General features: G+C 67.4%; 32 protein-coding genes. 20 read left to right on the top strand and 12 right to left on the bottom strand.

Annotation, left to right across the window (positions count from 1 at the left end):
- The first annotated feature begins 55 nt into the window (after positions 1–55).
- The 3 genes from ACQI5H_RS10225 to ACQI5H_RS10235 all read left to right on the top strand — a co-directional run bounded on the left by ACQI5H_RS10225 (position 56) and on the right by ACQI5H_RS10235 (position 3,679).
- On the top strand, positions 56–1,540 hold the full coding sequence (locus tag ACQI5H_RS10225; protein WP_427079267.1) for an aldehyde dehydrogenase family protein: 1,485 nt from the start codon (positions 56–58) through the stop codon (positions 1,538–1,540).
- Between the two features lie 199 nt (positions 1,541–1,739).
- Positions 1,740–2,885, top strand: a complete 1,146-nt coding sequence (locus tag ACQI5H_RS10230; RefSeq protein ID WP_427079268.1) for a thiolase family protein — start codon at positions 1,740–1,742, stop codon at positions 2,883–2,885.
- Positions 2,886–2,932: 47 nt separating this feature from the next.
- The gene (locus ACQI5H_RS10235; RefSeq protein WP_427079358.1) at positions 2,933–3,679 is read left to right on the top strand and encodes a crotonase/enoyl-CoA hydratase family protein; all 747 of its coding nucleotides are present in this window, start codon (positions 2,933–2,935) and stop codon (positions 3,677–3,679) included.
- Here ACQI5H_RS10235 and ACQI5H_RS10240 read toward each other — a convergent pair.
- Entirely contained in the window at positions 3,676–4,692 is a 1,017-nt protein-coding gene (locus ACQI5H_RS10240; protein ID WP_427079269.1) for an NAD(P)/FAD-dependent oxidoreductase, read from the bottom strand. The two genes, ACQI5H_RS10235 and ACQI5H_RS10240, sit on opposite strands and share 4 nt — an antisense overlap.
- Complete coding sequence (locus ACQI5H_RS10245) at positions 4,689–5,189, bottom strand: isoprenylcysteine carboxyl methyltransferase family protein (protein WP_427079270.1); 501 nt, start codon at positions 5,187–5,189, stop codon at positions 4,689–4,691. Before ACQI5H_RS10245 ends, ACQI5H_RS10240 begins: the two co-directional genes overlap by 4 nt.
- A gap of 119 nt (positions 5,190–5,308) precedes the next feature.
- Between ACQI5H_RS10245 and ACQI5H_RS10250 the strand changes: the two genes are divergently transcribed.
- Together ACQI5H_RS10250 and ACQI5H_RS10255 are read left to right on the top strand one after the other, a co-directional pair.
- Positions 5,309–5,854 carry a gamma carbonic anhydrase family protein gene (locus ACQI5H_RS10250; protein ID WP_427079271.1) on the top strand — a complete coding sequence of 182 codons (546 nt, stop codon included), beginning with the start codon at positions 5,309–5,311 and terminating at the stop codon, positions 5,852–5,854.
- Between the two features lie 89 nt (positions 5,855–5,943).
- The gene (locus tag ACQI5H_RS10255) at positions 5,944–6,666 is read left to right on the top strand and encodes a CPBP family intramembrane glutamic endopeptidase (protein ID WP_427079272.1); all 723 of its coding nucleotides are present in this window, start codon (positions 5,944–5,946) and stop codon (positions 6,664–6,666) included.
- Between the two features lie 8 nt (positions 6,667–6,674).
- Here the strand turns inward: ACQI5H_RS10255 and ACQI5H_RS10260 are convergent, their stop codons facing one another.
- Positions 6,675–7,484, bottom strand: coding sequence for an enoyl-CoA hydratase (locus ACQI5H_RS10260; protein WP_427079273.1), 810 nt, complete (start codon positions 7,482–7,484; stop codon positions 6,675–6,677).
- A gap of 90 nt (positions 7,485–7,574) precedes the next feature.
- On the opposite strand from ACQI5H_RS10260, the gene ACQI5H_RS10265 reads away from it, so the two are divergent.
- Both ACQI5H_RS10265 and ACQI5H_RS10270 read left to right on the top strand, forming a co-directional pair.
- On the top strand, positions 7,575–8,657 hold the full coding sequence (locus tag ACQI5H_RS10265) for a CaiB/BaiF CoA transferase family protein (RefSeq protein ID WP_427079274.1): 1,083 nt from the start codon (positions 7,575–7,577) through the stop codon (positions 8,655–8,657).
- Positions 8,658–8,701: 44 nt separating this feature from the next.
- Positions 8,702–9,454, top strand: coding sequence for a 3-hydroxyacyl-CoA dehydrogenase (locus ACQI5H_RS10270; protein ID WP_427079275.1), 753 nt, complete (start codon positions 8,702–8,704; stop codon positions 9,452–9,454).
- 130 nt (positions 9,455–9,584) lie between these two features.
- Here ACQI5H_RS10270 and ACQI5H_RS10275 read toward each other — a convergent pair whose 3' ends face one another.
- Positions 9,585–9,716, bottom strand: a complete 132-nt coding sequence (locus ACQI5H_RS10275) for a hypothetical protein (protein WP_139329413.1) — start codon at positions 9,714–9,716, stop codon at positions 9,585–9,587.
- Positions 9,717–10,019: 303 nt separating this feature from the next.
- Here ACQI5H_RS10275 and ACQI5H_RS10280 point away from each other — a divergent pair, with 303 nt between their 5' ends.
- Together ACQI5H_RS10280 and ACQI5H_RS10285 are read left to right on the top strand one after the other, a co-directional pair.
- Positions 10,020–12,350, top strand: coding sequence for an MMPL family transporter (locus tag ACQI5H_RS10280; RefSeq protein WP_427079276.1), 2,331 nt, complete (start codon positions 10,020–10,022; stop codon positions 12,348–12,350).
- Positions 12,351–12,365: 15 nt separating this feature from the next.
- Positions 12,366–13,010: a class I SAM-dependent methyltransferase gene (locus tag ACQI5H_RS10285; protein WP_427079277.1), complete on the top strand. Its 645-nt coding sequence runs from the start codon at positions 12,366–12,368 to the stop codon at positions 13,008–13,010.
- A gap of 12 nt (positions 13,011–13,022) precedes the next feature.
- Here the strand turns inward: ACQI5H_RS10285 and ACQI5H_RS10290 are convergent, their stop codons facing one another.
- On the bottom strand, positions 13,023–13,736 hold the full coding sequence (locus tag ACQI5H_RS10290) for an NAD-dependent deacylase (protein WP_427079278.1): 714 nt from the start codon (positions 13,734–13,736) through the stop codon (positions 13,023–13,025).
- A gap of 37 nt (positions 13,737–13,773) precedes the next feature.
- On the opposite strand from ACQI5H_RS10290, the gene ACQI5H_RS10295 reads away from it, so the two are divergent.
- A complete protein-coding gene (locus ACQI5H_RS10295; RefSeq protein WP_427079279.1) occupies positions 13,774–14,151 on the top strand; it encodes a GntR family transcriptional regulator in 378 nt (125 codons plus the stop codon).
- A 43-nt stretch (positions 14,152–14,194) separates the two neighbouring features.
- On the opposite strand, the gene ACQI5H_RS10300 is transcribed toward ACQI5H_RS10295, so the two are convergent.
- The gene (locus ACQI5H_RS10300; protein WP_427079280.1) at positions 14,195–14,716 is read right to left on the bottom strand and encodes a DUF1697 domain-containing protein; all 522 of its coding nucleotides are present in this window, start codon (positions 14,714–14,716) and stop codon (positions 14,195–14,197) included.
- Positions 14,717–14,748: 32 nt separating this feature from the next.
- On the opposite strand from ACQI5H_RS10300, the gene ACQI5H_RS10305 reads away from it, so the two are divergent.
- From ACQI5H_RS10305 to ACQI5H_RS10315, 3 genes are read left to right on the top strand one after another with little or no spacing between them, the layout of a single operon-like run.
- Positions 14,749–15,192 (top strand): PPOX class F420-dependent oxidoreductase, encoded by a 444-nt coding sequence (locus ACQI5H_RS10305; protein ID WP_427079281.1) that lies wholly within the window; start codon positions 14,749–14,751, stop codon positions 15,190–15,192.
- A 36-nt stretch (positions 15,193–15,228) separates the two neighbouring features.
- Complete coding sequence (locus ACQI5H_RS10310) at positions 15,229–15,405, top strand: DUF5302 domain-containing protein (protein WP_139329411.1); 177 nt, start codon at positions 15,229–15,231, stop codon at positions 15,403–15,405.
- 53 nt (positions 15,406–15,458) lie between these two features.
- On the top strand, positions 15,459–15,851 hold the full coding sequence (locus ACQI5H_RS10315; RefSeq protein WP_427079282.1) for a VOC family protein: 393 nt from the start codon (positions 15,459–15,461) through the stop codon (positions 15,849–15,851).
- Positions 15,852–15,946: 95 nt separating this feature from the next.
- Here ACQI5H_RS10315 and ACQI5H_RS10320 read toward each other — a convergent pair whose 3' ends face one another.
- Both ACQI5H_RS10320 and ACQI5H_RS10325 read right to left on the bottom strand, forming a co-directional pair.
- Positions 15,947–16,480, bottom strand: a complete 534-nt coding sequence (locus tag ACQI5H_RS10320) for a hypothetical protein (protein ID WP_427079283.1) — start codon at positions 16,478–16,480, stop codon at positions 15,947–15,949.
- On the bottom strand, positions 16,477–17,118 hold the full coding sequence (locus tag ACQI5H_RS10325; RefSeq protein ID WP_427079284.1) for a TetR/AcrR family transcriptional regulator: 642 nt from the start codon (positions 17,116–17,118) through the stop codon (positions 16,477–16,479). The genes ACQI5H_RS10320 and ACQI5H_RS10325 overlap by 4 nt, the downstream gene beginning before the upstream one ends.
- A 166-nt stretch (positions 17,119–17,284) precedes the next feature.
- On the opposite strand from ACQI5H_RS10325, the gene ACQI5H_RS10330 reads away from it, so the two are divergent.
- Together ACQI5H_RS10330 and ACQI5H_RS10335 are read left to right on the top strand one after the other, a co-directional pair.
- Entirely contained in the window at positions 17,285–17,863 is a 579-nt protein-coding gene (locus tag ACQI5H_RS10330) for an HhH-GPD-type base excision DNA repair protein (RefSeq protein WP_427079285.1), read from the top strand.
- Positions 17,860–18,006, top strand: a complete 147-nt coding sequence (locus ACQI5H_RS10335; RefSeq protein ID WP_007169078.1) for a hypothetical protein — start codon at positions 17,860–17,862, stop codon at positions 18,004–18,006. Before ACQI5H_RS10330 ends, ACQI5H_RS10335 begins: the two co-directional genes overlap by 4 nt.
- On the opposite strand, the gene ACQI5H_RS10340 is transcribed toward ACQI5H_RS10335, so the two are convergent.
- A complete protein-coding gene (locus ACQI5H_RS10340) occupies positions 18,003–18,434 on the bottom strand; it encodes a MarR family winged helix-turn-helix transcriptional regulator (protein ID WP_427079359.1) in 432 nt (143 codons plus the stop codon). The genes ACQI5H_RS10335 and ACQI5H_RS10340 overlap by 4 nt on opposite strands.
- 51 nt (positions 18,435–18,485) lie before the next feature.
- On the opposite strand from ACQI5H_RS10340, the gene ACQI5H_RS10345 reads away from it, so the two are divergent.
- Positions 18,486–19,100, top strand: a complete 615-nt coding sequence (locus tag ACQI5H_RS10345; protein ID WP_427079286.1) for a TIGR03086 family metal-binding protein — start codon at positions 18,486–18,488, stop codon at positions 19,098–19,100.
- 4 nt (positions 19,101–19,104) lie between these two features.
- Here ACQI5H_RS10345 and ACQI5H_RS10350 read toward each other — a convergent pair whose 3' ends face one another.
- On the bottom strand, positions 19,105–20,145 hold the full coding sequence (locus tag ACQI5H_RS10350) for a hypothetical protein (RefSeq protein ID WP_427079360.1): 1,041 nt from the start codon (positions 20,143–20,145) through the stop codon (positions 19,105–19,107).
- A 19-nt stretch (positions 20,146–20,164) separates the two neighbouring features.
- Positions 20,165–20,857: a hypothetical protein gene (locus ACQI5H_RS10355; RefSeq protein ID WP_427079287.1), complete on the bottom strand. Its 693-nt coding sequence runs from the start codon at positions 20,855–20,857 to the stop codon at positions 20,165–20,167.
- Positions 20,858–20,951: 94 nt separating this feature from the next.
- Between ACQI5H_RS10355 and ACQI5H_RS10360 the strand changes: the two genes are divergently transcribed.
- Complete coding sequence (locus ACQI5H_RS10360; protein WP_427079288.1) at positions 20,952–22,280, top strand: mannosyltransferase; 1,329 nt, start codon at positions 20,952–20,954, stop codon at positions 22,278–22,280.
- On the opposite strand, the gene ACQI5H_RS10365 is transcribed toward ACQI5H_RS10360, so the two are convergent.
- Entirely contained in the window at positions 22,277–22,561 is a 285-nt protein-coding gene (locus ACQI5H_RS10365; RefSeq protein WP_427079289.1) for a 4a-hydroxytetrahydrobiopterin dehydratase, read from the bottom strand. The two genes, ACQI5H_RS10360 and ACQI5H_RS10365, sit on opposite strands and share 4 nt — an antisense overlap.
- A 73-nt stretch (positions 22,562–22,634) precedes the next feature.
- Between ACQI5H_RS10365 and ACQI5H_RS10370 the strand changes: the two genes are divergently transcribed.
- The 3 genes from ACQI5H_RS10370 to ACQI5H_RS10380 all read left to right on the top strand — a co-directional run bounded on the left by ACQI5H_RS10370 (position 22,635) and on the right by ACQI5H_RS10380 (position 24,142).
- Positions 22,635–23,135, top strand: coding sequence for a nitroreductase family deazaflavin-dependent oxidoreductase (locus ACQI5H_RS10370; protein WP_427079290.1), 501 nt, complete (start codon positions 22,635–22,637; stop codon positions 23,133–23,135).
- Between the two features lie 294 nt (positions 23,136–23,429).
- The gene (locus ACQI5H_RS10375; RefSeq protein ID WP_427079291.1) at positions 23,430–23,684 is read left to right on the top strand and encodes a hypothetical protein; all 255 of its coding nucleotides are present in this window, start codon (positions 23,430–23,432) and stop codon (positions 23,682–23,684) included.
- A 53-nt stretch (positions 23,685–23,737) separates the two neighbouring features.
- A complete protein-coding gene (locus ACQI5H_RS10380; protein ID WP_427079292.1) occupies positions 23,738–24,142 on the top strand; it encodes a (deoxy)nucleoside triphosphate pyrophosphohydrolase in 405 nt (134 codons plus the stop codon).
- Positions 24,143–24,495: the final 353 nt, after the last annotated feature.

Genomic DNA, 24,495 nt, shown 5'->3' on the forward strand with positions numbered 1-24,495 from the left:
GTTTCCAGTAAGGCTCTCCGTAGCCCCTCAACGGACCCAGAAGAGAGTGACAGATATGACCGAGGCTGTAAAGGTTCGCTTCGAGCCCAAAATGATGATCGACGGCAAGCTCGTCGAGGGCCAGGCGGGCACCTTCACGAACATCAACCCGGCGACCGAGGAATCCCTCGGCGAGGTCGCCGACGCGTCGAAGGAGGACATGCACCGGGCCATCGACGCCGCCCGGCGCGCCTTCGACGAGACCGACTGGTCGACCAACCGTGAGCTTCGCAAGCGCTGCCTGTTACAGCTGCACGACGCGATCGAATCCGAGAAGGAGGAGCTGCGCGAGGAACTCATCCTCGAAGTTGGCTCCCCGCGGGCCATCACCTTCGGCCCCCAGCTGGACGCCCCGCTCGCCGACGGACTGAAGTACCCGGCCAGACTGATCGACGAGTACGCGTGGGAAACCGACCTCGGCGACCGGGTGATCAGCCTGACCGGCGCCAACACATCCATCAAGGTCTGGCGGGAGCCGGTGGGCGTGGTCGGCGCAATAGTGCCGTGGAACTTCCCGTTCGAGGTCACGATCAACAAGCTCGGCCAGGCGCTGGGGACTGGCAACACCGTGGTGCTCAAACCAGCGCCCAATACCCCGTTCAACGCGACCCGGCTGGGACGGCTGATCGCCGAGAAGACTGACATACCGGCCGGCGTCGTCAACGTCGTCACCGCGTCGGATCACTTTGTGGGCGAGGAGCTTACGCTGTCGCCCAAGGTTGACCTGATCTCGTTCACCGGGTCGACGGTGGTCGGCAAGCGGATCATGGAAAAGGGCGCGGCCACCATGAAGCGGCTGTTCCTCGAACTCGGCGGCAAGTCGGCCACCATCGTTCTCGAGGACGCCGACTTCGGGTTGGCCTGTGCGATCGGCATCGCCCCGTGCATGCACGCCGGGCAGGGCTGCGCCAACCCCACCCGGATGCTGCTGCCGCGATCCCGCTACGAGGAGGGTGTGGCCATCCTCAAGGGCATCTACGAGAACGTCACGTGCGGCGACCCCCAGGATCCCGCGACCCTGTGCGGTCCGGTGATCTCGCAGCGACAGTTCGACCGCGTGACGGACTACATCAAGAAGGGCGTCGAAGAGGGTGCCACCGCACTGGTCGGCGGGCCCGGCGCGGAGACCGGCTTCGACAAGGGATACTTCATCCGCCCAACGCTTTTCACCGACGTCGACAACAAGATGACGATCGCCCAGGAAGAGATCTTCGGGCCGGTGCTGTCGGTCATCCCGTTCGACGACGAGGAGGACGCGATCCGGATCGCCAACGACAGCGTGTACGGCCTGGCCGGCAACGTGATGTCGGGTTCGCTGGAGCACTCGCTGGCGGTCGCCCGCCGGATCAAGGCCGGCTTCATCGGCGTCAACGGTGGCGCGCCGTACGGCGCCGACACCCCGTTCGGCGGGTACAAGGACAGCGGGGTCGGCCGCCAGAACGGCGTCGCCGGGTTTGACCAGTACACCGAAATCAAATCCGTGGGGTATCCCGCCGGCTGACGGGGTCCACCATAAGCGCCGAGATTGCCCTGAGGGCTGTGATTTTGGGGTCGATCGCAGCCATGGCGGCAATCTCGGCGCGGCAGCCGATGTGACCACCGGTCGCGAATTGACCACCCCGCCCCGCGATCGCCCAACCCCCTGGTTGACAATCGACGCAACAGCACCTCGTTGTTCGTCTGTCAAAGGAGACACCATCATGGCTGAAGCCGTCATCGTCGAGGCAGTGCGCTCACCGATCGGGAAACGCAACGGCGGGCTGTCCGGGGTGCACCCGGCCGACCTGTCCGCGCAGGTCCTCAACGGGTTGGCCGACAAGGCCGGCATCGACCCCGGAATCGTTGACGACGTCATCTGGGGCTGCGTCATGCAGGCCGGCGAACAGGCCCTCGACATCGGCCGCACCGCGCTGCTGGCGGCGGGCTGGCCCGAGACCGTTCCGGGCGTGACCGTCGACCGCCAGTGCGGGTCGAGCCAACAGTCCATACATTTCGCCGCCGCCGGGGTGGTGGCCGGGCACTATGACGTCGTCGTCGCCGGCGGCGTGGAGTCGATGTCACGGACCCCGATGGGATCGTCGTTGGCCGGCGGCGGCAACCCATACCCCCAGGCTTTCAAGGACCGATACAGCCGGACGCCCAACCAGGGCCTGGGCGCGGAGATGATCGCCGAGCAGTGGGGCCTCGACCGGCTCGCGCTCGACGAGTTCTCCCTAGGATCGCACGAAAAGGCCGCGGCGGCACAGGATTCCGGCGCTTTCGACGACCAGATCGTAGGCATCAAGGACCAGGACGGCAACGTCGTCCTCAAAGACGAAGGCATCCGCCGCGGCACGCCGATGGAGAAGATGGCGTCGCTGAAGCCGGCGTTCAAGGAGGACGGCGTGATCCACGCGGGCAACTCCTCGCAGATCTCCGACGGCTCGGCCGCCATCCTGTTCATGTCCGCCGAGAAGGCCAAGTCGCTGGGGCTGAAGCCGCTCGCCAAGGTGCACACCGCGACGCTGGCCGGAGCCGACCCGGTGATCATGCTGACCGCGCCGATCCCGGCAACGCAGAAGGTGCTGAAGAAATCCGGGCTCTCCATCGGCGACATCGGCGCGTACGAAGTCAACGAAGCGTTCGCCCCCGTGCCACTGGCGTGGCTGAAGGACATCGGCGCCGACGAGAAGAAGCTCAACCCCAACGGCGGCGCGATCGCGCTCGGCCACCCCCTCGGCGGTTCCGGCGCGCGGTTGATGACCACGCTGCTTTATCACATGCGGGACAAGGGAATTCGTTACGGCCTGCAGACCATGTGTGAGGGCGGGGGCCAGGCCAACGCCACCATCGTGGAACTCCTGTGACCGAAGCCGCGCAGCCGGCGGTGCTGGTCGACCGGACCGGCAACGTCATGGTCATCACCATCAACCGCCCCGAGGCGCGCAACGCCGTGAACAGTGCGGTGAGCATCGGAGTCGGTGACGCGCTGGAGGAGGCGCAACACGACCCCGAGGTGCGCGCGGTGGTGATCACCGGCGCCGGTGACAAGTCGTTCTGCGCCGGGGCCGACCTCAAGGCGATCTCGCGCCGGGAAAACCTCTACCACCCCGACCATGGTGAATGGGGTTTCGCCGGTTACGTGCACCACTTCATCGACAAGCCCACCATCGCCGCGGTCAACGGCACCGCATTCGGGGGCGGCACCGAATTGGCGCTGGCCAGCGACCTGGTCGTGGCCCACGAGCACGCTCAATTCGGGCTGCCCGAGGTCAAGCGCGGGCTCATCGCCGCGGCCGGCGGCGTCTTCCGGATCGTGAACCAGCTGCCTCGCAAGGTGGCGATGGAGCTGGTGTTGACCGGTGAGCCGCTGACGGCATCCGACGCCTGGGAGTGGGGCCTGGTCAACCAGGTGGTCAAGGAGGGCTCGGTGCTGGACGCGGCCTTGGCGCTGGCGGCGCGGGTGACCGTCAATGCGCCGCTGTCGGTGCAGGCGAGCAAGCGCATCGCCTGCGGGGTCGACGACGGCGTGATCACCGCCGACGAAGTGGGCTGGGAGCGCACCATGCGCGAGATGCGGGTCCTGATCCGATCCGAGGACGCCAAGGAGGGACCGCTGGCGTTCGCCGAAAAGCGGGAGCCGGTCTGGAAGGCGCGCTAGCCCGCCAGGACGTTCACCCCGGCCCGGAACGCGCCGGGCAACAGCTCGCCGGCCGGCACGATGGCGCGGCGCACCGCCCGTGGCGTGCTGGCGAGCACCAGCGCCCGGGTCAGCAAGCGGTAGTCACGGGTAATCCGGTGCCACTCGGCTTCGTATGACGGGGGATCGTCACGAACTATTGCCCCGACCACCGCGGCCGCCTGCTTGACCGCGAGGCTGATGCCTTCGCCGGTCAGCGCGTCCTCATACCCCGCCGCGTCGCCCACCAACAGCACCCGGCCGGCGACCCGGCGGGGAACCACCTGGCGCAGCGGACCGCAACCGCGTGCCGCCCCGCGGTCGGCGCCCGCCAGGTGCTCGGCCAGTCGCGGGAACCAGGCGAGGTCAGGTTGCCCGCTGGACAGGATCGCCACGCCGACCAGATCCGGTTCCACCGGCGTCACGTACGCCTCACCCCAGCGCGACCAATACACCTCGACGAACTCCGACCACACCGGCACCCGGAAATGCCGGCGCACGCCGAAACGGCGCGGCCTGCCGGCCTTCGCAGTGATTCCGACGGCCCGCCGGACCGCGGAATGCAATCCGTCGGCCGCCACCAACCATTTCGCGCGCACCCCCGCGGCCGTCACGCCCTGCGCGTCCTGCTCGACGGCTGTCACCTTCGCCCGGATCCACTCGGTGTCTTGCTCTTTGGCCCGTGCGGCCAGCGCCGCGTGCAACGTGGTGCGCCGCACGCCCCGGCCCGGGCCGGCGCGAAACCGCGCCTCGGCCCGACGATGTTCGCCGACATAGGCGATGCCGTGAAATGGCATGCCGGCCGGGTCAACCCCCAACGACATCAGCTCGCGAAGCCCGCCGGGCATCAGCCCCTCGCCGCACGCCTTGTCGATGGGGCTCTCGCGCGGCTCGGCAACGATCACCGAAAGCCCTTGCCGGCGTGCGTGTAACGCCGTGGCGAGGCCTCCGGGGCCGCCGCCGACAATGAGCACGTCGGTGTCGTAGTTCGTCATGTGTAGCCCAACGCGGAGTTCTCCACGTGCACGCGCACCCTCAGCAACATCGCGTTGGCCAGGGTAAAAATGGCCGCGGTCAGCCACGCCGTGTGCACCAACGGCAGCGCAAACCCTTCGGCCACCACTGCAACATAGTTCGGGTGATGCAACCACCGGTAGGGGCCCTCTCGCACCAGCGGCGCGTCCGGTAACACGATCACCCTGGTGTTCCACCGCCGGCCCAGCGTCGCGATGCACCACCAGCGCAGACCCTGGCTCAGCACCACCACGGCCAGCATCGGCCAGCCGAGCCAGGCGATGAACGGGCGGTGCAGCGCCCAGGGTTCGACGACGCAGCCCGCCAGCAGCGCCGTGTGGAGGACGACCATCACCAGGTAATGCCGGCGGCCAAACTCCCTGGCGCCCTGGGCAAAAGACCACCGCGCGTTCCGCTTGGACACCACCAGCTCCGCCACGCGTTCGACCCCGACCGCCAGGATCAGCACGTAATACATGTCTTCACTATCTCGTGACCGGGCACTGCCACGCCAGCAGGGTTCACGTACCGGGTTACGGTGCCGTAGCCGCGTCGGTTCAAACCGTCCGGTAAACGGTTGGCTTGCGGGCATTTACGATGACGTCCATGTCCGCGCCACTGATTGTTTCCATTCGGGGCCACGTCCCTGTCCTGCACGCCGAGTCCTGGGTGGCGCCCAATGCCAGCGTGATCGGAAAGGTCAGCCTCGCCGCCAGGGTCAGTGTGTGGTACGCGGCGACGCTGCGGGCCGAGGCCGAGCAGATCGAGGTCGGGTTCGGGACCAACATCCAAGACGGCGTCACCGTCCACGTCGACAGGGAATTCCCGGTGCGCATCGGCGCCGGGGTGAGCGTCGGGCACAACGCCGTCATCCACGGCTGCACGATCGAAGACGACGCGTTGATCGGCTCGGGGGCGGTCATCCTCAACGGCGCGCTGATCGGCGCGGGCGCGCTGGTGGCCGCCGGCGCGCTGGTTCCGCAGGGCATGGTGGTGCCGGCCCGGTCACTGGTGACCGGTGTGCCGGCCCGGGTGCGACGCGAACTCAGCGAGGCCGAGGTCGCCAACAACCGGCACAACGCCGCGGTCTACCGGCGGCTGCTCGACCTGCACCGCGCCTCGACGGACGAAGCCGGCCGCTGAGCCAGGCCCGCGCCGACTAGGGTCGGCATTATGCGGATTCTGGTCACTGGTGCCGCCCTGCTCACCCTGACCCCGAAGGTGCGGCTCGCATGAGCCAGTCCGGCACTCCCTACCGCACCAGTGTGCTTTCCGAGCTGCGCAGCGCGATCACCAATGTCGCTGTGCCACATAACGAACCGCCCGCGGTGGTGCGGCGTCGGCGCGTCGTCGTCGGCATCACACTGGTGATCGGCGCCGCCGTGCTGGGGTTCTCGATGCGGCGTCATCCGGGGGAATCAAGCTTCTATTGGCTAACGCTGGCGCTAGCGGCGGTGTGGTTCGTCGGCGGATTCACGTCGGGCCCGCTGCACCTCGGCGGCATCTGTTGGCGGGGGCGCAACCAGCGCCCGGTCATCTCCGGCACGACCATCGGCCTCGCCCTTGGCGCCGTCTTCGTGTTGGGTGGCTTCATCGCCCGGGAGATTCCGCCCGTCGCCGGGTTGATCAACCGGGTGCTCGCGTTCGCCCATCATGGATCGCTGTGGGCGATCGTGGCGATCACTTTGATCAACGGCGTGGCCGAGGAGGTGTTTTTTCGCGGCGCGCTCTACAGCGCGTTGGGCCGCCACCATCCGGCGGTCATTTCGACGCTTTTGTACACGGCCGCGATCATGGCCAGTGGCAACGCGGTGCTCGGCTTCGCGGCGATCGTTCTCGGGACCGTGTGCGCGCTGGAGCGTCGGGCCAGCGGCGGCGTGCTGGCCCCGATACTGACCCACCTCGTGTGGGGGTTGATCGTGGTGCTCGCGTTGCCCCCGCTGTTCGGCGTGTGACCGTCGGCTCAGCGGTCGGAGAAGTCGGGCGTGCGGCGCTGCTGGAATGCCGTTGCGCCCTCGACGAAGTCGGGTGATCGCAGCAGCACCGACTGGCCGCGGTATTCGCACTCGAGCGCGTTGTCCAGTTCGGTCAATGTGGCCGCGTTGATGGCGTGTTTGGTCTTGGAGTACGCAACGACGGGTCCCGCCAACAACTTCGAGATCACCTTGTCGACCTCGGCGTCGAACTCCTCGGCGGGATAGACCGCGGTGACCAGCCCCGCGGCCAGCGCCTCGGCGGCCGGCAACCGCTCGGCCAGCAGCGCCATGCGCATCGCGCGGATACGACCGATCGCGGCCGCGATCAATGCGGACGCTCCGCCGTCGGGCATCAACCCGATCTGGGTGAAGGCAAGCATGAAAAACGCTTTGTCAGAAGCCAATACGAGATCGCAGGCCAGGGCCAGGGAAACGCCGACGCCGGCCGCCGGGCCCTGGACGACGGCGACGACGGGCCGCGGCAGCGTGGTGATGGCGCGGATCATCCGGTTGACCTCCAGGACGATTTCGTCGGGCGGCATTCCGCCGCCGGACATGTCGTCGGCGCTGATGCCCGCTCCGGAGCAGAAGCCGCGACCGGCGCCGCCCAGCCGCACCACCTTGACCTCCGGGTCGTCGGCCGCACATTCCATCGCGTCGGCGAGCGCGGTGATCACCGGAACGGAGAGCGAGTTCAGGCTGTCGGGACGATCGATGGTCACCGACAGCACTCCGTCGGCCAGCGTGACGTCAAGACCTGCTACGGGGGTCAGCGTGTCGAGCACGGATTGCGACATGGGCACACCCTAGGTGACCGGGGTGCGCGGCCGAGAATCGCGGCTGCGAAGATGCGAACGACGTCAAAGCAGACGAAAGGTCGGTGGATCATGGCGGGACCGCTGAGTGGACTACGCGTTGTCGAGCTGTCGGGGATCGGGCCGGGCCCGCACGCCGCCATGATCCTGGGGGATCTGGGCGCCGACGTCGTCCGCGTCGACCGCCCGTCGGGCGCACCGGGCGGCGTGGTCAAGGACGCGATGAGCCGCAACCGGCGCATCGTGACGGCCGACTTGAAGTCCGACGAGGGACGCGAACTCGTGCTCAAGCTCGTCGCCAAGGCCGACGTGTTGATCGAGGGCTACCGTCCCGGCGTCACGGAGCGCCTAGGCATCGGCCCCGAGCAGTGCGCCGCGGTGAACGAGCGGCTGATCTACGCCCGGATGACGGGTTGGGGTCAAACCGGGCCGCGCAGCCAGCAGGCCGGCCACGACATCAACTACATCTCGCTGAACGGGATCCTGCACGCCATAGGCCGGGCGAACGAGCGGCCGGTGCCGCCGCTGAACCTCGTCGGCGACTTCGGCGGCGGCTCGATGTTCTTGCTGGTCGGCATCCTGTCCGCACTGTGGGAGCGACAGCGTTCCGGCAAGGGTCAGGTCGTCGACGCGGCGATGGTCGACGGGTCCAGCGTGCTGATCCAGATGATGTGGCAGATGCGCGCCTCCGGCATGTGGACCGACGAGCGTGGCACGAACATGCTCGACGGCGGTGCGCCCTATTACGACACCTACGAGTGCGCCGACGGCCGCTACGTCGCGGTCGGCGCGATCGAGCCCCAGTTCTATGCGGCCATGCTGGCCGGCCTCGGCCTGGATACCGCCAACCTGCCGCCGCAGAACGACACGACCCGCTGGCCCGAGCTGCGGGCGGCGCTCACCGAGGCGTTCGTGGCCCACGATCGCGACCACTGGACGAAGGTGTTCGCCGATTCCGACGCCTGCGTCACGCCGGTGCTGGCCTTCGGTGAGGTGCAGACCGAGCCGCACATCACCGAGCGGAACACCTTCTACGAAGTCAACGGCGCGCTACAGCCGTTGCCCGCTCCGCGGTTCTCGCGCACGGCACCCGGTACCCCGCGGCCCGCGTCGCCGGTGGCCGACGTCGAGGCCGTGCTCAGCGACTGGGTATAGTCCCCAACCAACTGGTTGGCGGAATGCGATAGGGAAGGACTCGGATGGAGATCAAGGATGCCGTAGCCGTCGTCACCGGGGGAGCGTCGGGTCTGGGCCTGGCCACCACCAAGCGGCTGCTCGACGCCGGCGCACAGGTGGTGGTGCTGGACCTGCGCGGCGAAGACGCGGTTAGCGAGCTCGGCGATCGGGCGCGGTTCGTCGAGGCCGACGTCACCGACGAGACGGCCGTCAGCGGCGCGCTCGACACCGCCGAGTCGCTGGGGCCGCTGCGCATCAATGTCAACTGCGCGGGCATCGGCAACGCCATCAAGACGCTGTCGAAAGACGGCCCGTTCCCGCTGGACGGGTTCAAGAAGGTGATCGGGGTCAACCTGATCGGCACGTTCAACGTGCTGCGGCTGGCCGCCGAGCGCATCGCCAAGACCGAACCAATCGGAGAAGAGCGCGGCGTCATCATCAACACCGCCTCGGTTGCCGCGTTCGAGGGCCAGATCGGGCAGGCCGCCTACTCGGCTTCCAAGGGCGGCGTGGTCGGCATGACGCTGCCGATCGCGCGCGACCTGTCGCGCGAGCTCATCCGTGTGGTGACCATCGCGCCGGGATTGTTCAAGACGCCGCTGCTGGGTTCGCTGCCCGAGGAGGCGCAGAAGTCGTTGGGCAAGCAGGTGCCGCACCCGGCCCGGCTGGGCGATCCCGACGAGTACGGTGCCTTGGCCCTCCACATCATCGAAAATCCGATGCTCAACGGCGAGGTAATCCGCCTCGACGGCGCCATCCGCATGGCGCCCCGCTGAGGTTCACGGGCAAAAAGAAAGCCCCCCGCATGCGGAGGGCTGTCTGGGAATCAAGAACGAAGTTATCGACGGAACCATCGAGTAATGGCGGGTTCGGCCATCAGTAGCCGCGCGAGCACGCTCATGGCGGTCAGCTTGCCGTAGGCAGCGGGTGCGAGTCTTCGAACTGCTCGGAGGTCTCACCTTCCACCAGCATGTCGCCGTGGTAAAGGGCCTCGAAGTCAGCCTTGATGACGTCGGCACTCGAGTCGTCGATCCACATGAGGATGAGCGTATGGGCCACCATTAAGGAATCTTTGAGTCACGATTCGGAAAATGGTGGCAATTTACTCGCCGGTAGGTTCGCCCGACGTCGGGCGACGGATTGGGCCAGGCAGGGGGCTTACCTGCGGCCCAGTTTTCTTTCTAGACTCTTAGTATCGCGCAGGTTTTGCACTGCGTTGAACCATGTGGGCGGGCGTATGCGTGCCTACAGAAGGTGTCGTTTGACACCGGTAACCCTGCCGGATGGTTGCCGCGGCTCTGGGTGCGGGCGAGCGTTGCCCTGCCCGGCGGAAGGACGATCATGCTGCAGGCGACCGCTCGGCTGGCCATCGCGGCACCGCGCCGCATAGTCGGAATTGGCATTCTGGTCTTTATAGCCGCCGCGATCTTCGGCGTTCCCGTCGCCAAGAGCCTGGCGCCCGGCGGTTTCCAGGATCCCGACTCGGAGTCGGCCCACGCCATCGCCGTGTTGACCGACAAGTTCGGGCAGAGCGGTCAGCAAATGCTGATCCTCCTCACGACGCCCGCGGGTGCCGACAGCGAAGCGGCCCACAGGGTGGGCGCCGAACTCGTCGACAAGTTGCAGCGGTCGCCGTTGGTGTACAACGTCTCCTCGCCCTGGACGGGAACTGCCGCAGGGGGCGATCTGGTCAGCCAGGACGGCAAATCGGGCTTGATCGTGATCAATCTCAAGGGCGGCGAAACCAACGCGCAGCAGAACGCCCAGACCCTGTCCGACGAATTCGTCCACGACCGCGACGGCGTCAGCGTCCGCGCGGGTGGCTCGGCGATGCAGTACGCCCAGATCAACAAACAGAACCAGGACGACTTGGTCGTCATGGAGGCGATCGCGATCCCGCTGAGTTTCCTCGTGCTGATCTGGGTGTTCGGCGGTCTGCTCGCGGCGGCGCTGCCGATGACCCTCGGCGCGCTGGCCGTTGTCGGCTCGATGTCGGTGCTGCGGCTGATCGCGCTCGGCACACAGGTGTCGGTTTTCGCGCTCAACCTGAGCACCGCGTTGGGCCTGGCGTTGGCGATCGACTACACACTGCTGATCGTGAGCCGCTATCGCGACGAGCTGGCCGAGGGCGGTGACCGAGACCAGGCACTCATCCGGACCATGGTCACGTCGGGCCGCACGGTGCTGTTCTCCGCGGTCACCGTCGCCCTGTCGCTGTCGGCGACGGCCCTCTTCCCGATGTACTTCCTGAAATCGTTCGCCTACGCGGGGGTGGCGACCGTGGGCTTCGTCGCGGCCGCGTCCGTCGTGATCACCCCGGCCGCCATCGTGCTGCTGGGCCCGCGACTGGACTCGTTGGACGCCCGCAAGCTGGTGCGTCGCGCGCTGCCTAAAAAGATGAGGCGCCCGGATCCGGTGCACAAACCGGTCAGGCAGCTGTTCTGGTATCGGTCGAGCAAGTTCGTGATGCGCCGCTGGCTGCCCCTCGGCCTGGCCGTCGGCGCCCTGCTGCTGGTGCTGGGGCTTCCGTTCATTTCGGTGAAGTGGGGGTTCCCGGACGACCGGGTGCTGCCGCGTTCGGCGTCCGCGCATCAGGTCGGTGACGAGTTGCGCACCAATTTCGCGCACGACTTTTCGACGTCGGTGCCCGTCGTCATTCCCGACGCCGCCGGCGCGAGCCCGGCCGACCTGGACCGGTACGCCGCGGACTTGTCCCGGGTTTCCGAGGTGTCGGAGGTATCGGCGCCGGGTGGGACGTTCGTGAACGGAAACCGGGTGGGCCCGCCGGCGGCGGCCACCGGCATGGCCGACGGCAGCGCCTTCCTGACGGTGAGCAGCGCGGCGCCGCTGTTTTCGGCGGCCTCGGACGCGCAGTTGAAGAACCTGCGAGCCGTGCCCGGTCCAGCCGGCCGACCCGTCGAGCTGGCGGGCGTCGCGCAAGTCAACCGCGACAGCGTCGACGCGGTGACGGATCGGCTTCCGCTGGTGCTGGGCCTGATGGCCGCCGTGACCTTCGTGTTGCTGTTCCTGCTCACCGGCAGCGTGGTGATGCCGGTGAAGGCCTTGATGTGCAACGTGTTGTCGTTGACGGCGGCATTCGGCGCGCTGGTGTGGATCTTCCAGGACGGCCACCTCGGCGCGCTCGGAACAACCCCGAGCGGCACGCTCGTCGCAAACATGCCGGTGCTGTTGTTCTGCATCGCATTCGGCCTGTCGATGGACTACGAGGTGTTCCTGATCTCCCGGATCCGCGAGTACTGGCTGCTGTACCGGCCGGCGAAGCCAATCGCCAAGCTGGCGCACGCAGCCAACGACGAGGCGGTGGCGCACGGCGTGGCCCGCACCGGGCGCGTGATCACCGCGGCCGCGCTGGTGATGTCGATGTCGTTCGCCGCGCTGATCGCCGCGCACGTGTCGTTCATGCGGATGTTCGGCCTGGGCCTGACCCTGGCGGTCTTCGCGGACGCGACCCTGGTGCGGATGGTGCTGGTTCCGGCGTTCATGCATGTGATGGGTCGGTGGAATTGGTGGGCGCCTAAGCCCTTGGTGCGGCTGCACGAGCGGTTCGGCATCAGCGAGGGGACGACGAAAGATGTCCAACTCGAACCCGTCGGGGTCGCGGCACAGCACAATGGTCACGAGGTCACGGAGTCGGTGACCAACGTCGGTTAGGGAGGGACTGCGAACATGACGGCTACGGCGCCGGCATCCACCGTCGACAATCCGTTCTTCGCCCGGATCTGGCCCCTGGTGGCCGCCCGCGAGGTCGAGGCGGTGCGGTCCCTGCGCCGGGAGAACCTGGCCGGGTTGTCCGGCCGGGTGTTGGAAATCGGTGCGGGCATCGGGACGAACTTCGCGCTCTACCCGGATTCCGTCGACGAAGTGGTGGCCGTCGAGCCCGAGCCGCGGCTGGCCGCGCGGGCCCGCAAGGCGGCCGCCGCCGCGGCCGTCCCGGTCGTCGTGACCGGCGAGACCATCGAGGCGTTCGGCGGCGCGACGCCCTTCGATGCGGTCGTGTGCTCGCTGGTGCTGTGTTCGGTGGAGGACCCCGCGATGGTGCTGGGGCGGCTGCATTCGTTGCTGCGGCCGGGAGGCGAGCTGCGCTATCTCGAGCATGTGGCCAGCGCCGGTGGGCGGGGCCGGTTGCAGCGTCTTGCCGATGCGACCCTGTGGCCCAGGCTGTTTGGGAACTGCCACACCCATCGCGACACCGAGCGCGCGATCATCGACGCCGGGTTCAAGGTGCAGAATTCTCGGCGGGAGTGGACGCTGCCGGTGTGGGCGCCACTTCCGGTGTCGGAGTTGTTATTGGGCCGGGCGCGCCGCGCCTAGCGTTCTGCGCCGTTAGCCCAGCAGGGCGGGCAGTCGCTGCAGCAGCTCCGGCAATGCCTGGCTCGCGGTCTCGCGCAGGCTGAGGGTGGCGGCGCCGCTGAGCGGCGTGGGTTCGGGGTTGACTTCGATCACGGCCGTGCCGCGGGCCAGCGCCAGTTCCGGCAGGCCGGCCGCCGGGTAGACGATCGCCGAGGTCCCCACCACCACCATCACGTCGGCGGCCTCGGTCGCCTCGAGCGCCCGCTGCCACGGCTCGTCGGGCAACGGCTCACCGAACCACACGATGTCGGGCCGAATCAGGCCGCCGCAACCGCAGACCGGCGGCTGGATCTCCAGCGCCGGTTCCGGCATCTCGGGCAATGCCTCCGTATACGGCATATCGCAACGCGCACAACGGAATTCGAAAAGGCTCCCGTGCAGATGATGCACGGTGGCGCTACCGGCGCGCTCGTGCAAGTCGTCGACGTTCTGCGTGACGACGCTGACCTCGACATGGTCCTGCCAGTCGGCAATGGCACGGTGCCCCGCGTTGGGTTCGACGTTGGCCACCAGGTAGTGGCGCCACAGATACCATCCCCAGACCCGTTCGGGGTTGTTGCGCCACCCTTGCGTGCTGGACAACTCGTAAGGATCGAAGCGGGCCCACAACCCGTTCTTGTCGTCGCGGAATGTCGGCACGCCGCTCTCCGCGGAGATACCCGCGCCGCTGAGCACCGTCACTCGCATCCCCCCAAGATAGCGGTGCCTGGGTGATACTGGATACGTGGAGCTGGCGGACTGGTTGAAGGTCGACCTGAAGGCGCGCAGGCCGTTGTTCGAGCAGCTCAGGACGCAGGTCATCGACGGAGTCCGCGACGGCGCGTTGCCGCCCGGCACCCGGCTGCCGACCGTGCGTGAGCTGGCCGGCCAACTCGGCGTGGCCGTCAATACCGTGGCCCGCGCCTACCGGGAACTGGAAACCGCGGCCATCGTCGAAACCCGGGGCCGCTTCGGCACTTTCGTCGCTCGCTACGACCCGACCGACGCGGCGATGGCGGCCGCGGCCCGGGAATACGTCCGAGTGGCCCGGGGACTGGGCCTGGACAAGGCCGACGCGTTGCGCTACATCGAGGACGTGCCCGACGATCAGGACTCCGGCTAGCCGATCGCCGGAAACCTCTTGGCGCACTGGGCCATTGGGCCGGTCATCGCAAGACCTTCTCCAGCGTGCGCAGGTTGCGGGTGGTCGTCGACGATTTGTAGCGCGGCTTACCCATCGTCTTGCCGATGGTGCTGTCCAGGGTGCTGCCCTTGGGCACCTGCCAATAGACGACGCCATCGCCGCGGCTGATCTTCTCGTCGGACCCGGCTTTGCCGCTCAGCGCGGCGAGTTCGCCGAGCACCGCCGCGTCGGCGACGAACGTGACATAGGACTGATAGCCCTCCACTTCGCGCTTGAAGGGATAGGCGTCGACGATGCCGCGCACCGTCTCGATGTCGTAGGTCAGCACCCAGGCGTCGTAGCCGAACCCCTCGCGGAGGGCGGATTCGGCTTTCTTGCGCACCGCGGCGACCTTGGCCGAAGACTCCAGCAGCACATTGCCGCTGGCCAGGATGGTGCGCACGTTGTCGAATCCCGCGTCGGTCAAGGCGGCCGCGACTTCGGCCATCTTGAGGTTGACACCGCCGACGTTCACACCCCGCAGGAAGGCCGCGTACTTGGTCATAGTGCGATTTCACCACGACGTAGGCTTTCGACATGGGACGCCAAGTCTTCGACGACAAATTGTTGGCCGTGATCAGTGGGAACTCCCTCGGGGTATTGGCCACCATCAAGCGTGACGGGCGCCCACAGCTGTCGAACGTGAGCTATCACTTCGATCCCCGCGAGCTAGCCGTGCATGTATCCATCACCGAGCCGCGCGCCAAGACCCGCAACCTGCGCCGCGACCCGCGCGCGTCGCTGTTGGTCGACGCCGACGACGGATGGTCGTACGCCGTTGCCGAGGGCACGGCGGAACTGACACCCCCGGCGGCCGCGCCCGACGACGACACCGTCGAGGCGCTGATTGCTTTGTATCGCAACATCGCCGGAGAACATCCGGACTGGGACGAGTTCCGCGAGGCGATGGTCACCGATCGGCGGGTGTTGCTCACGCTGCGGGTCTCGCACGTGTACGGCATGCCGCCGGGCAAGCGATAAAACGACGAGCCAGGCGCGGGGGGCTAAGCTGCGGTCATGGCCGAATCGAACTCTCAGCAAGAGGACGAGACCAAGCGCAGGTTCCGCGAAGCGCTCGACCGCAAGAAGGCGAAGTCGTCGGGCGGATCCGACCACAAGGACGGCGGCGATAAGCAGCCGCGGGCGCACGGTCCGGCCGAGAGCCGCCGGGAATTCCGCCGCAAGAGCGGCTAGAGCCGAAGGTAGCCCGCTCTGGCCAGCACTCGGCCCCTGAGGAGGAATGAATCATGGCGATCGCGTCCACCGAAATGGCCAGCGTGCGTTATCTCGTCGACGACGTCGCGCGAGCGACCGATTTCTACACCAGCCATCTCGGATTCGCCTTGGGCCATAACGCCGCACCGGCTTTCGCCGAAGTCACGCGGGGACCGTTGCGGTTGTTGCTGTCCGGACCCACCAGTTCCGGAGCGCGTCCGATGCCCGACGGCGCCACACCGGTGCCGGGTGGCTGGAATCGCATTCATCTGATCGTCGATGACATCACTGCAGAGGTTGCGCGGCTCCGCGCCGCCGGGGTCACTTTTCGCAACGACATCGTCAAAGGCCCTGGTGGGCAACAAATCCTGTTGCTAGACCCGGCAGGTAACCCGGTCGAGTTGTTCCAGCCCGCCGGCCGCTAGGGAGGCAAGCCGGTGCCGGTCGTTCTTCGGTCCGCCAACGCAGAAGTGTCATCATCGAAATCCTCCGGGTCAGCCTCTGACGGTCAGCGATTCACTCATTGGGGCCGCGTTGGGGTGGTTGCCGGCTGGTATCGGAAGTAGGCGACCACCGCCCAAACCAGGCACACAAAGATCGCCGCGAAACAGATGCCGCGCACGTAAACGCCCCAGAGGGTGAAGGTTTGGAACGCGTCGTGCAAAGCGGCGGTGTCGGTGTCGCTGAGCTGGCCCACGTGCATCATCACCGGCGCCGCGATGATGGTGGTGGCGATGGCGCCGATCGCACTCAGCGCCGCGAGATAAATCGGCAGTCCGGCTTGCCGGGGGGCGGATCGATCGAGGCGATAGGCCAACGCCGCGGCAAAAACCAGTGCCCAGCATGAGATCCCGCCGATCGAGTAGACGATAAGGCCGTTGTGCAGATCTGCGTGGCGACTGTAGTTGGCCCATGCCTGCACGCCCAGGTCGCGCCACGCGGGAGTGGCGACGACGGCCCGATCCAGGAGTGAACCGAACAGCCCGGCGACCACGGTGGCAGCAATGATCAACATGGGAGTGACCGAGATGCGGGGCAGCGGTTGTGTTGTCATACGGTGCTTCTCCTTGCCGTTCTTCGTGTCGTCGCTGCGGTCTTGGGCTCGGCTTCGGTGACCACGAGTTTGGCGGGTGCCGCAGTCAGTCCGGCTACCAATGCCGTGATCGCGTCGTCGAGTTCGGCAGCTGGCGCGTCGGTTAGCCGCCACATCACTACGGTCGACAGCAGCATCCGCGCCACCGAATGCGGGTTGTGCTCGTGGAGTTCACCGGCCTCGATGCGGGCGCGCAGGTAGCGCGCCAGCAGTGTCTGAGCCTCGCTGTTGAGCGCATCCATCCGCCTACGCATCTCCGGGTGGGTCTGCGAGGTCGCCATCACCACCCGCACGAGATCCGCCCGCTCGGTGAGCAGCTCATACATCTGGCGCACGATCAGCGGCAGCACCTCGACCGCGGGCGCTGTCGGCGGCACTGTCAGCATTCGCCGCAGCTGCGGAAGGAAGCCGTGCCGCTCCACCACCGCCGCCAGCAATGCTTCTTTGCTTTCGAAGTAGTGATAGATCAGCGCAGGGGCCACCCCGGCGGCTCGACCGATCTTCTTGATACTGGCCGCATCCACCCCTTCCTGGGCGAACACCGTCAACGCGGCACGCACCAGACGATCCCGACGTGACGTCGTCGATGTAGCAGCCACTCTGGATCCCTGATTGATCGTTCAATCAATATTGTGGCACCGGCGAAGCTAGGCATGCAATGACGAACGTGAGCCAGATTGCCGCCGGGTGGCTGCGTACGTGTGCGGTCGCAACGACACTGCACGGAGCCTTCACCGTCCCCAGGCCTTGTGGTTGAGTGTGTCTGTGAAGCTCTGCTTGGCGCAGGAACCCGAGGCCGATCGACTTCTGTCGTCGAACCCGTTCGCGTTGCTGATCGGCATGCTGCTCGATCAACAGGTGCCATTCGAGACGGCCTTCGCGGGGCCGAAGAAGATCGCGGACCGACTGGGCGGCCTGGATGCCGGCCAGATCGCCGCCTACGACCCGGACAAGTTCGCCGCGCTGTGCGCGGAAAGGCCTGCGATACACCGCTTTCCGGGGTCGATGGCCAAGCGCATCCAGACCCTTGCCCAGATCATCGTGGATCGCTACGACGGCGACGCGGCCGGGTTGTGGAAGGCCGGTGAGCCCGACGGGAAGGAGCTGCTGCAGCGGCTCAAGGCGCTGCCCGGCTTCGGCGAGCAGAAGGCCAAGATCTTCCTGGCGCTGCTGGGCAAGCAATACGGCGTGACGCCGCCGGGCTGGCGGGCCGCGGCCGGGGAGTTCGGCAAGGCCGGCGCCCACCTGTCCGTCGCCGACATCGTCGACGCGCAATCAATGGGCAAAGTGCGGTCCTACAAGAAGCAGATGAAGGCAGCAGCGAAGGGAAAGGCGGCAACGTGAAGACACACCTGACGTGTCCGTGCGGCGAAGCCATCGTCGGCAAGGACGAGGACGAGCTGGTCGAACTGACCCAGGCCCACCTTGCCAGCGTTCATCCGGGCCTGGAGTACGACCGCGACGCCATTTTGTTCATGGCGTACTAGCCGCCATCCGCGGCCGACAGCTGACGCAGCACGCGCAGAAAATGGCGGCGATCGTCGGCCGATAGCTTCCCCAGCCAGCGTTCTTCGCCGAGCTGGATGTCTTTCTGCGCCGCATCTTTCGCGGCACGGCCCGCTTCGGTGAGCGCAAGCAGTCGCACACGCCGATCGTCCGGATCGGGACGGCGCTCGATATAACCCTGGTTCTGCAGGTCGTCGAGTGTTGGGATGATGCGTGTCTTGTCGGCGCCGATCGCCTCCGCGAGCGTGGCCTGGCTGCGTATCGCCGAGCGATCAAGCGCGCTTAGCACGATGTAGCCCCACATCGACAATCCGTGCGCTTCCAGCACGGGGACCTCGGCGGCGATCATTTCGCGGACCAGCGGCGCCATCATCGCTGCGAGATCGGGACGCCTTGCCCTCGGTGCCATGCGGGCAGCGTAGCCGTTGACAGATAATATGCAGACGCATACGGTAAGCGAATGCATACTATTCCTGATGTCCGACCTTTTCACCGAGCCGCCGTGCTGGCGTCGGTCGACGTCGTCGCAGAGGTCACGCGCGACGATCTGCGCCGGCCGACGCCGTGCGCCGGCTGGAACCTCCTCGACCTGCTCGCCCACATGACGGTGCAGCATCAGGGATTCGCGGCGGCCGCGCGTGGCTGCGGCGACAGCCCGGCCATCTGGGCGCCGGACCGGGTGGCCGACGCCGTAGCTGCCGATCCCGGCGGTACCTACGCGGCTGCCGCTGCCGAGGTGCTCGAGGCGTTCGCCGCCGACCGGGTGCTCGGCGCGACCCTCGCGCTGCCCGAGTTCGGCCCCGGGGCGACCTTCCCCGGCGCGATGGCGATCGGCTTCCATTTCGTGGACTACGTGGTCCACGGCTGGGACGTCGCCCGGAGCATCGACGCGCCTTATGTGCTCCCGGACGATGTCGTAGCTGCCGTGCTACCGCTCGTGTTCGTCGTTCCAGACGGCGAGTTCCGCACCATGGACGGCGCTCCGTTTGGTCCCGCCATCTCTGCGCCTGACGGCGCAACCGACCTCGACCGCATTCTCAGCCACCTCGGCCGCTCACCCGACTGGAAGTCCTAGAGCCCTAGGGCACCACCGTCGAGCCGATGGTGGGCATGAACTGGCACTGCTTTTCCTTGGTAGTGACCTGCCCGAAGATCGTCGACATGATGCTGCCCGACCCGGTGTCGGCTATCGCTGTCAAGGTGGTCGGCCCGTCCGGGTTGATGTCGGTGCGCGGCTTGAGGGTGACGCTCCCGGACTTCCCCGTGGTCAGGTTCACCCAGGTGACGTTCAACGGCAGCTTCTGCACCTCGGCGGGCCCGGGGGTTCCGACGGCGGTGAACACATAGGCGGTCTGGCCGGGCGCGGGGCCGGGTGTCGGAATCTTGGCCGGCCCGGCCACCGAGAGCGCGGTCGCGATCGAACTGCTGCCGTCCGCAAGGCAATTGGTGCCGATCGAGGGGTACATGAAGTCCTGCGTCGGCGGGGCGTCAGGGCCGAAACCGGGAGCCGCCGCGGGCGCGGCAGGCGCAGCAGCCGCTGCCGGTGCGGGGTCGGGGGCCGGCGCCGCTGCGGCGTCGGGCGCCGGTGAGGCCGGTGCCGCCACGGGCGCTGGCGATGCCGGTGCTGCCACCGGCGCGGGCGGGGTGGCGCCGGGGCCCGCGGCGCGGGCGGGATCGACGCCCGTCGGCAGGTGCGCCTGCACGCCGGGCACTACGCCTTCCGGTGGCACGTGTGGCACCGGTCCGGCGTCTGGCGCGGTGACGGCTTCCGGCGCGCCCGGCTCGCGGAGGAATTGGTTCACCGACGCGGCCACGTTCTTGGACTCGGTCGGTGCGGTCGGATTGTGGGTGAATGCCTGTGCCGCGGCCATGAGCAGTTGCGTCGCTTGCGCGGGATTGCCGGCGGCTTGCTGGATGATCGGACTCAGCTCCGACAGCGCCGGCAGGCCGGGCAGCTGCTGAGCGGAATTCGGTTGCGGGGTCGGCTGTGGCGCCGCCGGGTCGGCCGCCGCGCCCGGGCAGAGCCCGAGCGCGGCAACCGATGCCGTGGCGACAGCGGCCAAACCTTTGGACAGATTCCAAGTGCTAGCCACGGTGTCCTCCGGTCCTGGGTAGTGGATTAGCTGTCTAGTGGGCTGCTCAGGGCAGGGCGGAAAGCAGCGACGGCGGGGTAAGCGCTGCCGGCGCTGCCGGTGCTGCCGCTGCTGGCGCTGCCGCTGCCGGTGCACCCGGGACGCCGCCGTTGGCCAGCGCCGACAGGTCGCCCGGAAGCGAAAGCTGCGGTGGCACATTCAGCGGTAAGCCCGGCAGCGCCGGCATGTTCACCCTCGCCGCCGGAGTCGCCGGCGCCGCCGGAACGGCCGGAGTTGCCGGCACGCCCGGGATCGAAACCGGCAGACCCGGAATCGTCGGAGTCGCCGGAACGGCGGGCGCCGCCGGTGCCGACGGTGCCAACCCTGGGATCGAGTTGAGCCCGGGGAGTGCGGAGGTGGCCGCGGGGGCTAGGGGTGAGGTGGCTGCCGGCGCCGTGATCCCGGGAAGGGACGGGATAGCAGCCGGAGAGGAAGCCGCGGGCGCGGCCGCGGCCGGGGTCAGTCCCGGAAAGGTGATACCGGGAGCCGCCGGTGTGGCCGGCGGGGTCGCCCCGAGTGCGGTCGCGAGGTTTTGCAGAATCTGCGGCGCGTTGGCTGCAGAAGCGATCAGCTGCTGCGGAATGTTGGGTACCGGGTCCACCGGCACGGGGTCGGCGTGGGCGATACCGCCCGTGAGTAGCGCGGCGGACGAACCGACCAGAACGGCGGATGCCCGCATGTAAGTCCAGATGGTTGGCATGACTCTCCCTGAGTTATCGACGACAGGTCCCGGCCTGAAGGTACGTTGATGCTGGTGTGACTCAAGTGACACGTGTGGCATTTATTCGATCGTTATGGATACGTGTGACGGCGGTGATCGAGCGTCTGCATCGATCGCTAAAGTCGGGCGGATAGACGCCACCTCGGCCGCCCCGGCGGCATCGAACACCCGGCGGCTGGCGAATCTGCTCGTCTCGGCCGCGCCGGTGCTGCTAGCCGTCAGCGTCGCCGCGCGACTCGCCTGGACATACCTGGCACCCCACGGCGCAAACTTCGTCGACTTGCACGTCTACCTCGGCGGCGCGGCGGCTATCGACCCTCCCGGCAGCCTGTACGGCTACACCTACGCCGATCAGACGCCGGACTTCCCGCTGCCGTTCACCTATCCGCCGTTCGCGGCCGTCGTCTTCTACCCGCTACACCTACTGCCGTTCGGCTTCGTGGCTTTCCTGTGGCAGATCGCGACGATCGCGGCGTTGTACGGCGCGATTCGGATCAGCCAACGGATGTTGGGGACGGCCGGCGGCGCGAGCAGCCGCCGCGTGGCGATGGCGTGGACGGCCGTCAGCATCTGGATCGAGCCGTTGCGCAGCACCTTCGACTACGGGCAGATCAATGTGCTGCTGATGATCGGGGTGCTGTGGGCCGCCTGCACCCCCCGGTGGTGGCTATCGGGACTGTTGGTCGGCCTGGCGTCGGGAATCAAGCTGACTCCCGCGATCGCCGGTGTCTACCTCCTCGGCGTCCGGCGCGTTGGCGCGGCCTTGACGTCGGCGGTCGTCTTCCTTGGCACCGTCGGGATATCCGTGCTCGTCGTCGGCGATCAGGCGCGCTATTACTTCACCGACCTGCTGGGCGACGCGCGCCGGGTCGGACCCATCGCCACCTCGTTCAATCAGTCCTGGCGTGGCGGCATTTCGCGGATCCTGGGCCACGACGCGGGCTTCGGTCCGCTTGTGCTGGCCGCCATCGCCGTCACGGCGGTCCTGGCCGTCCTGGCGTGGCGCGCGCTGGACTCCTCCGATCGGCTCGGCAAGCTGCTGGTGGTCGAGTTGTTCGGGCTGCTGCTCTCGCCGATTTCGTGGACCCATCACTGGGTGTGGTTGGTCCCGCTGATGATCTGGGCGATTCACGGGCCGGTGCGCCGACGGCCCGGCGCATCGATCGTGGGCTGGGGTTGGTTGGCGCTCACCATCGTTGGCGTGCCGTGGCTGCTGAGCTTCGCGCAGCCGACCATCTGGCAGCTCGGCCGTCCGTGGTATCTGGCGTGGGCGGGGCTGGTGTACATCGTGGCCGCGCTGGCGACCCTGATCTGGATCGCCGCCACCGGCCGCCGCACCGATCGGTCCGTCGGGCAGCCTTCTTCGCAACCCGCCGAGCGGGCCGCGTCGTCGCCGGGTTAGTCCGCCACGATCCCGTCGATATCGTGCGCCATGTCGATGTCGTTCTTGGTGATACCGCCCTCGGAATGCGTCACCAGAGCGAAAGTCACTGTCCGCCAACGAATATCGATATCCGGGTGATGATCCTTGCTTTCCGCGTGTTCGCCCACTCGACGCACCGCGTCGATGCCGGCCAGAAAGCTCGGAAACTTTATCGACCGGCGCAGGGCGCCGTCGGCACGCTCCCAGCCGTCGAGGTCGGGCAGTGCGGCGTCCACTTGCTCATCCGTTAACACAGCCATACCCCGAACATACTCCGCGCGCCAACCGTTGTTCGGGGTCGTAACGGCGCTGGGTTTGGGCAAGAATGTGACCATGCCCCAGCGGTCGTTCGACGATGCCAGCGCCTTCCATCGGGTGATGCGAACCTTTGCGGCCACGAAAGTCGGTGTGGCCCTTCTCCGGCCGACCGCGAACCGCCTCGACCAATTCATCACCAAGGCCACCGGCGGCCGACGGAGTTTCGCCGGGATCGCCACCGGCGTGCCGGTCGTCATCCTCACCACGACGGGCGCCAAGTCCGGCGAACCCCGCACCGTCGCGGTGTACGGAATCCCGCATCCCGACGGCCTTGCCCTCATCGCCTCCAACTGGGGTGGCGCAAAACACCCGGCCTGGTATCACAACCTGAAAGCCAACCCCCAAGCCACGGTGTCCATCGAGGGCGACACCTGGCAGGCCACCGCACGACGCGCGACGCCACGCGAGCGAGACGAGATCTGGGCCAGAGGCGTTGAGCTGTATCCCGGCTGGGCGAAGTACGAAGCGCGGGCCGGCGATCGCCACATCGAGGCGTTCGTCCTCACCCGGCAGTGACCAACGCGCGCATTCGCCACGCGTAGCCGCCTGCCCGTTTCTCTCGTAAATGCGTTGCGGCGCAGGCCCGTTTGCCCTGCTTGTCCCGTGACACTTTGCGTTTTCTCAGGATTCGGAACCATCTCGCTGCACGGGCGTCGAACCAATCAAAAGCATGAAGCGTCTATGTAAACGGTCAATCGCGTTGCACACCAACAAAGGACACGAAATGGTGGGTTCATGGGGTGTGGCCCGGCAACGGAGCATCCGGGCGAGGCGAACTGATCCACCGAAGACTTTACGAAAGAGGGTGACATGACGACCCATCATCACCGGGTGATCACCAAAATTATCGTCGGCGCCGCCATCGTTCTCGGCGTCGGCGTCGGGGGTGCGGCGACCGCCCGGGCCGACTCGAATCCGGCCGGCACCGACCCGAATCCATTCGGCGCGCTCAGCTGTGGCTGCCAACAGACGGCTCCACCCGGGGGCCCGGCGATGGAGGGACAGCTAGAGCAGGGAATCTGGGCGGGTCTCACGGCCACCCCGGCCAACCGCAACATCAGATAGGCGCGGCCGCCAGTCGACCTGCGCGTCTGACGGACGGTATACCGTCACTGGCCATGCCGACCCAGATCGTCGTTGCCGGGGCCGTCATCGCCGGCTCGACGCTCCTGGTGGCGCAACGCGTCCGGCCGCCGGAGCTGGCCGGCCGCTGGGAGCTGCCCGGCGGTAAGGTGGCGCCCGGCGAGACGGAGCGCGTCGCGCTGGCCCGCGAGTTGGCCGAGGAGCTGGGTCTCGACGTCAGCGATGTGGCGGTGGGCGACCGCCTCGGCGACGACATTCCGCTGGACGGCATGACGACGCTGCGGGCTTATCGCGTGCGGCTGCTCGGCGGGGAACCGCACCCGCACGATCATCGGGCGCTGCGCTGGGTGACGGTGGACGAACTGCACGACGTCGATTGGGTGCCGGCCGACCGGGCCTGGCTGACGGATCTAATGGGAGCGCTCCGAGCAAGCTCCTGACGAGTCCACAGTTTCTCCGCAGGGAACGTACAGCGCTATTGCAGCAGACACGCGTGAAACTGGAAGCTAACAAGCTCAAATAGACCCTAACCTCGATTTGCATGCCGGTAGCGATCCCGATGGTTGCCCCGACGGCGTGGGCGCTGTTTCCACGCCGTGATCCGGCGTCCGCGAATACAGAAACCCCACGTCGATGGCAGTAATTTTTACTCACAGGCCCCGCGTGGTCGATGTGGTAGGACGGTCATCCGGGACCTACGCTGAGGGTCGATTGCCGCCCAGAGCGCGGGTCGCCGGCGCCGTCGGCAATGTTTTTGCCGATTCTGCGGATCGCGCGGGCCGACTACTGCATT

It is taken from the genome of Mycobacterium heidelbergense (assembly GCF_050205645.1).
In the GTDB taxonomy this organism is placed as follows: domain Bacteria; phylum Actinomycetota; class Actinomycetes; order Mycobacteriales; family Mycobacteriaceae; genus Mycobacterium; species Mycobacterium heidelbergense_A.

Excerpts from the sequence above, each read along its gene's own strand:
- ACQI5H_RS10280 (WP_427079276.1), top strand. The coding sequence starts at position 10,020 with ATGCTGCAGGCGACCGCTCGGCTGGCCATCGCGGCACCGCGCCGCATA.
- ACQI5H_RS10240 (WP_427079269.1), bottom strand. The coding sequence starts at position 4,692 with ATGACGAACTACGACACCGACGTGCTCATTGTCGGCGGCGGCCCCGGA.
- ACQI5H_RS10320 (WP_427079283.1), bottom strand. The coding sequence starts at position 16,480 with ATGACAACACAACCGCTGCCCCGCATCTCGGTCACTCCCATGTTGATC.
- ACQI5H_RS10225 (WP_427079267.1), top strand. The coding sequence starts at position 56 with ATGACCGAGGCTGTAAAGGTTCGCTTCGAGCCCAAAATGATGATCGAC.
- ACQI5H_RS10235 (WP_427079358.1), top strand. The coding sequence starts at position 2,933 with ATGGTCATCACCATCAACCGCCCCGAGGCGCGCAACGCCGTGAACAGT.
- ACQI5H_RS10285 (WP_427079277.1), top strand. The coding sequence starts at position 12,366 with ATGACGGCTACGGCGCCGGCATCCACCGTCGACAATCCGTTCTTCGCC.
- ACQI5H_RS10255 (WP_427079272.1), top strand. The coding sequence starts at position 5,944 with ATGAGCCAGTCCGGCACTCCCTACCGCACCAGTGTGCTTTCCGAGCTG.
- ACQI5H_RS10345 (WP_427079286.1), top strand. The coding sequence starts at position 18,486 with ATGCATACTATTCCTGATGTCCGACCTTTTCACCGAGCCGCCGTGCTG.
- ACQI5H_RS10315 (WP_427079282.1), top strand. The coding sequence starts at position 15,459 with ATGGCGATCGCGTCCACCGAAATGGCCAGCGTGCGTTATCTCGTCGAC.
- ACQI5H_RS10230 (WP_427079268.1), top strand. The coding sequence starts at position 1,740 with ATGGCTGAAGCCGTCATCGTCGAGGCAGTGCGCTCACCGATCGGGAAA.
- ACQI5H_RS10355 (WP_427079287.1), bottom strand. The coding sequence starts at position 20,857 with ATGCCAACCATCTGGACTTACATGCGGGCATCCGCCGTTCTGGTCGGT.
- ACQI5H_RS10300 (WP_427079280.1), bottom strand. The coding sequence starts at position 14,716 with ATGACCAAGTACGCGGCCTTCCTGCGGGGTGTGAACGTCGGCGGTGTC.
- ACQI5H_RS10360 (WP_427079288.1), top strand. The coding sequence starts at position 20,952 with ATGGATACGTGTGACGGCGGTGATCGAGCGTCTGCATCGATCGCTAAA.
- ACQI5H_RS10380 (WP_427079292.1), top strand. The coding sequence starts at position 23,738 with ATGCCGACCCAGATCGTCGTTGCCGGGGCCGTCATCGCCGGCTCGACG.
- ACQI5H_RS10370 (WP_427079290.1), top strand. The coding sequence starts at position 22,635 with ATGCCCCAGCGGTCGTTCGACGATGCCAGCGCCTTCCATCGGGTGATG.
- ACQI5H_RS10340 (WP_427079359.1), bottom strand. The coding sequence starts at position 18,434 with ATGGCACCGAGGGCAAGGCGTCCCGATCTCGCAGCGATGATGGCGCCG.
- ACQI5H_RS10305 (WP_427079281.1), top strand. The coding sequence starts at position 14,749 with ATGGGACGCCAAGTCTTCGACGACAAATTGTTGGCCGTGATCAGTGGG.
- ACQI5H_RS10375 (WP_427079291.1), top strand. The coding sequence starts at position 23,430 with ATGACGACCCATCATCACCGGGTGATCACCAAAATTATCGTCGGCGCC.
- ACQI5H_RS10365 (WP_427079289.1), bottom strand. The coding sequence starts at position 22,561 with ATGGCTGTGTTAACGGATGAGCAAGTGGACGCCGCACTGCCCGACCTC.
- ACQI5H_RS10250 (WP_427079271.1), top strand. The coding sequence starts at position 5,309 with ATGACGTCCATGTCCGCGCCACTGATTGTTTCCATTCGGGGCCACGTC.
- ACQI5H_RS10310 (WP_139329411.1), top strand. The coding sequence starts at position 15,229 with ATGGCCGAATCGAACTCTCAGCAAGAGGACGAGACCAAGCGCAGGTTC.
- ACQI5H_RS10245 (WP_427079270.1), bottom strand. The coding sequence starts at position 5,189 with ATGTATTACGTGCTGATCCTGGCGGTCGGGGTCGAACGCGTGGCGGAG.
- ACQI5H_RS10290 (WP_427079278.1), bottom strand. The coding sequence starts at position 13,736 with ATGCGAGTGACGGTGCTCAGCGGCGCGGGTATCTCCGCGGAGAGCGGC.
- ACQI5H_RS10265 (WP_427079274.1), top strand. The coding sequence starts at position 7,575 with ATGGCGGGACCGCTGAGTGGACTACGCGTTGTCGAGCTGTCGGGGATC.
- ACQI5H_RS10260 (WP_427079273.1), bottom strand. The coding sequence starts at position 7,484 with ATGTCGCAATCCGTGCTCGACACGCTGACCCCCGTAGCAGGTCTTGAC.
- ACQI5H_RS10270 (WP_427079275.1), top strand. The coding sequence starts at position 8,702 with ATGGAGATCAAGGATGCCGTAGCCGTCGTCACCGGGGGAGCGTCGGGT.
- ACQI5H_RS10275 (WP_139329413.1), bottom strand. The coding sequence starts at position 9,716 with ATGTGGATCGACGACTCGAGTGCCGACGTCATCAAGGCTGACTTCGAG.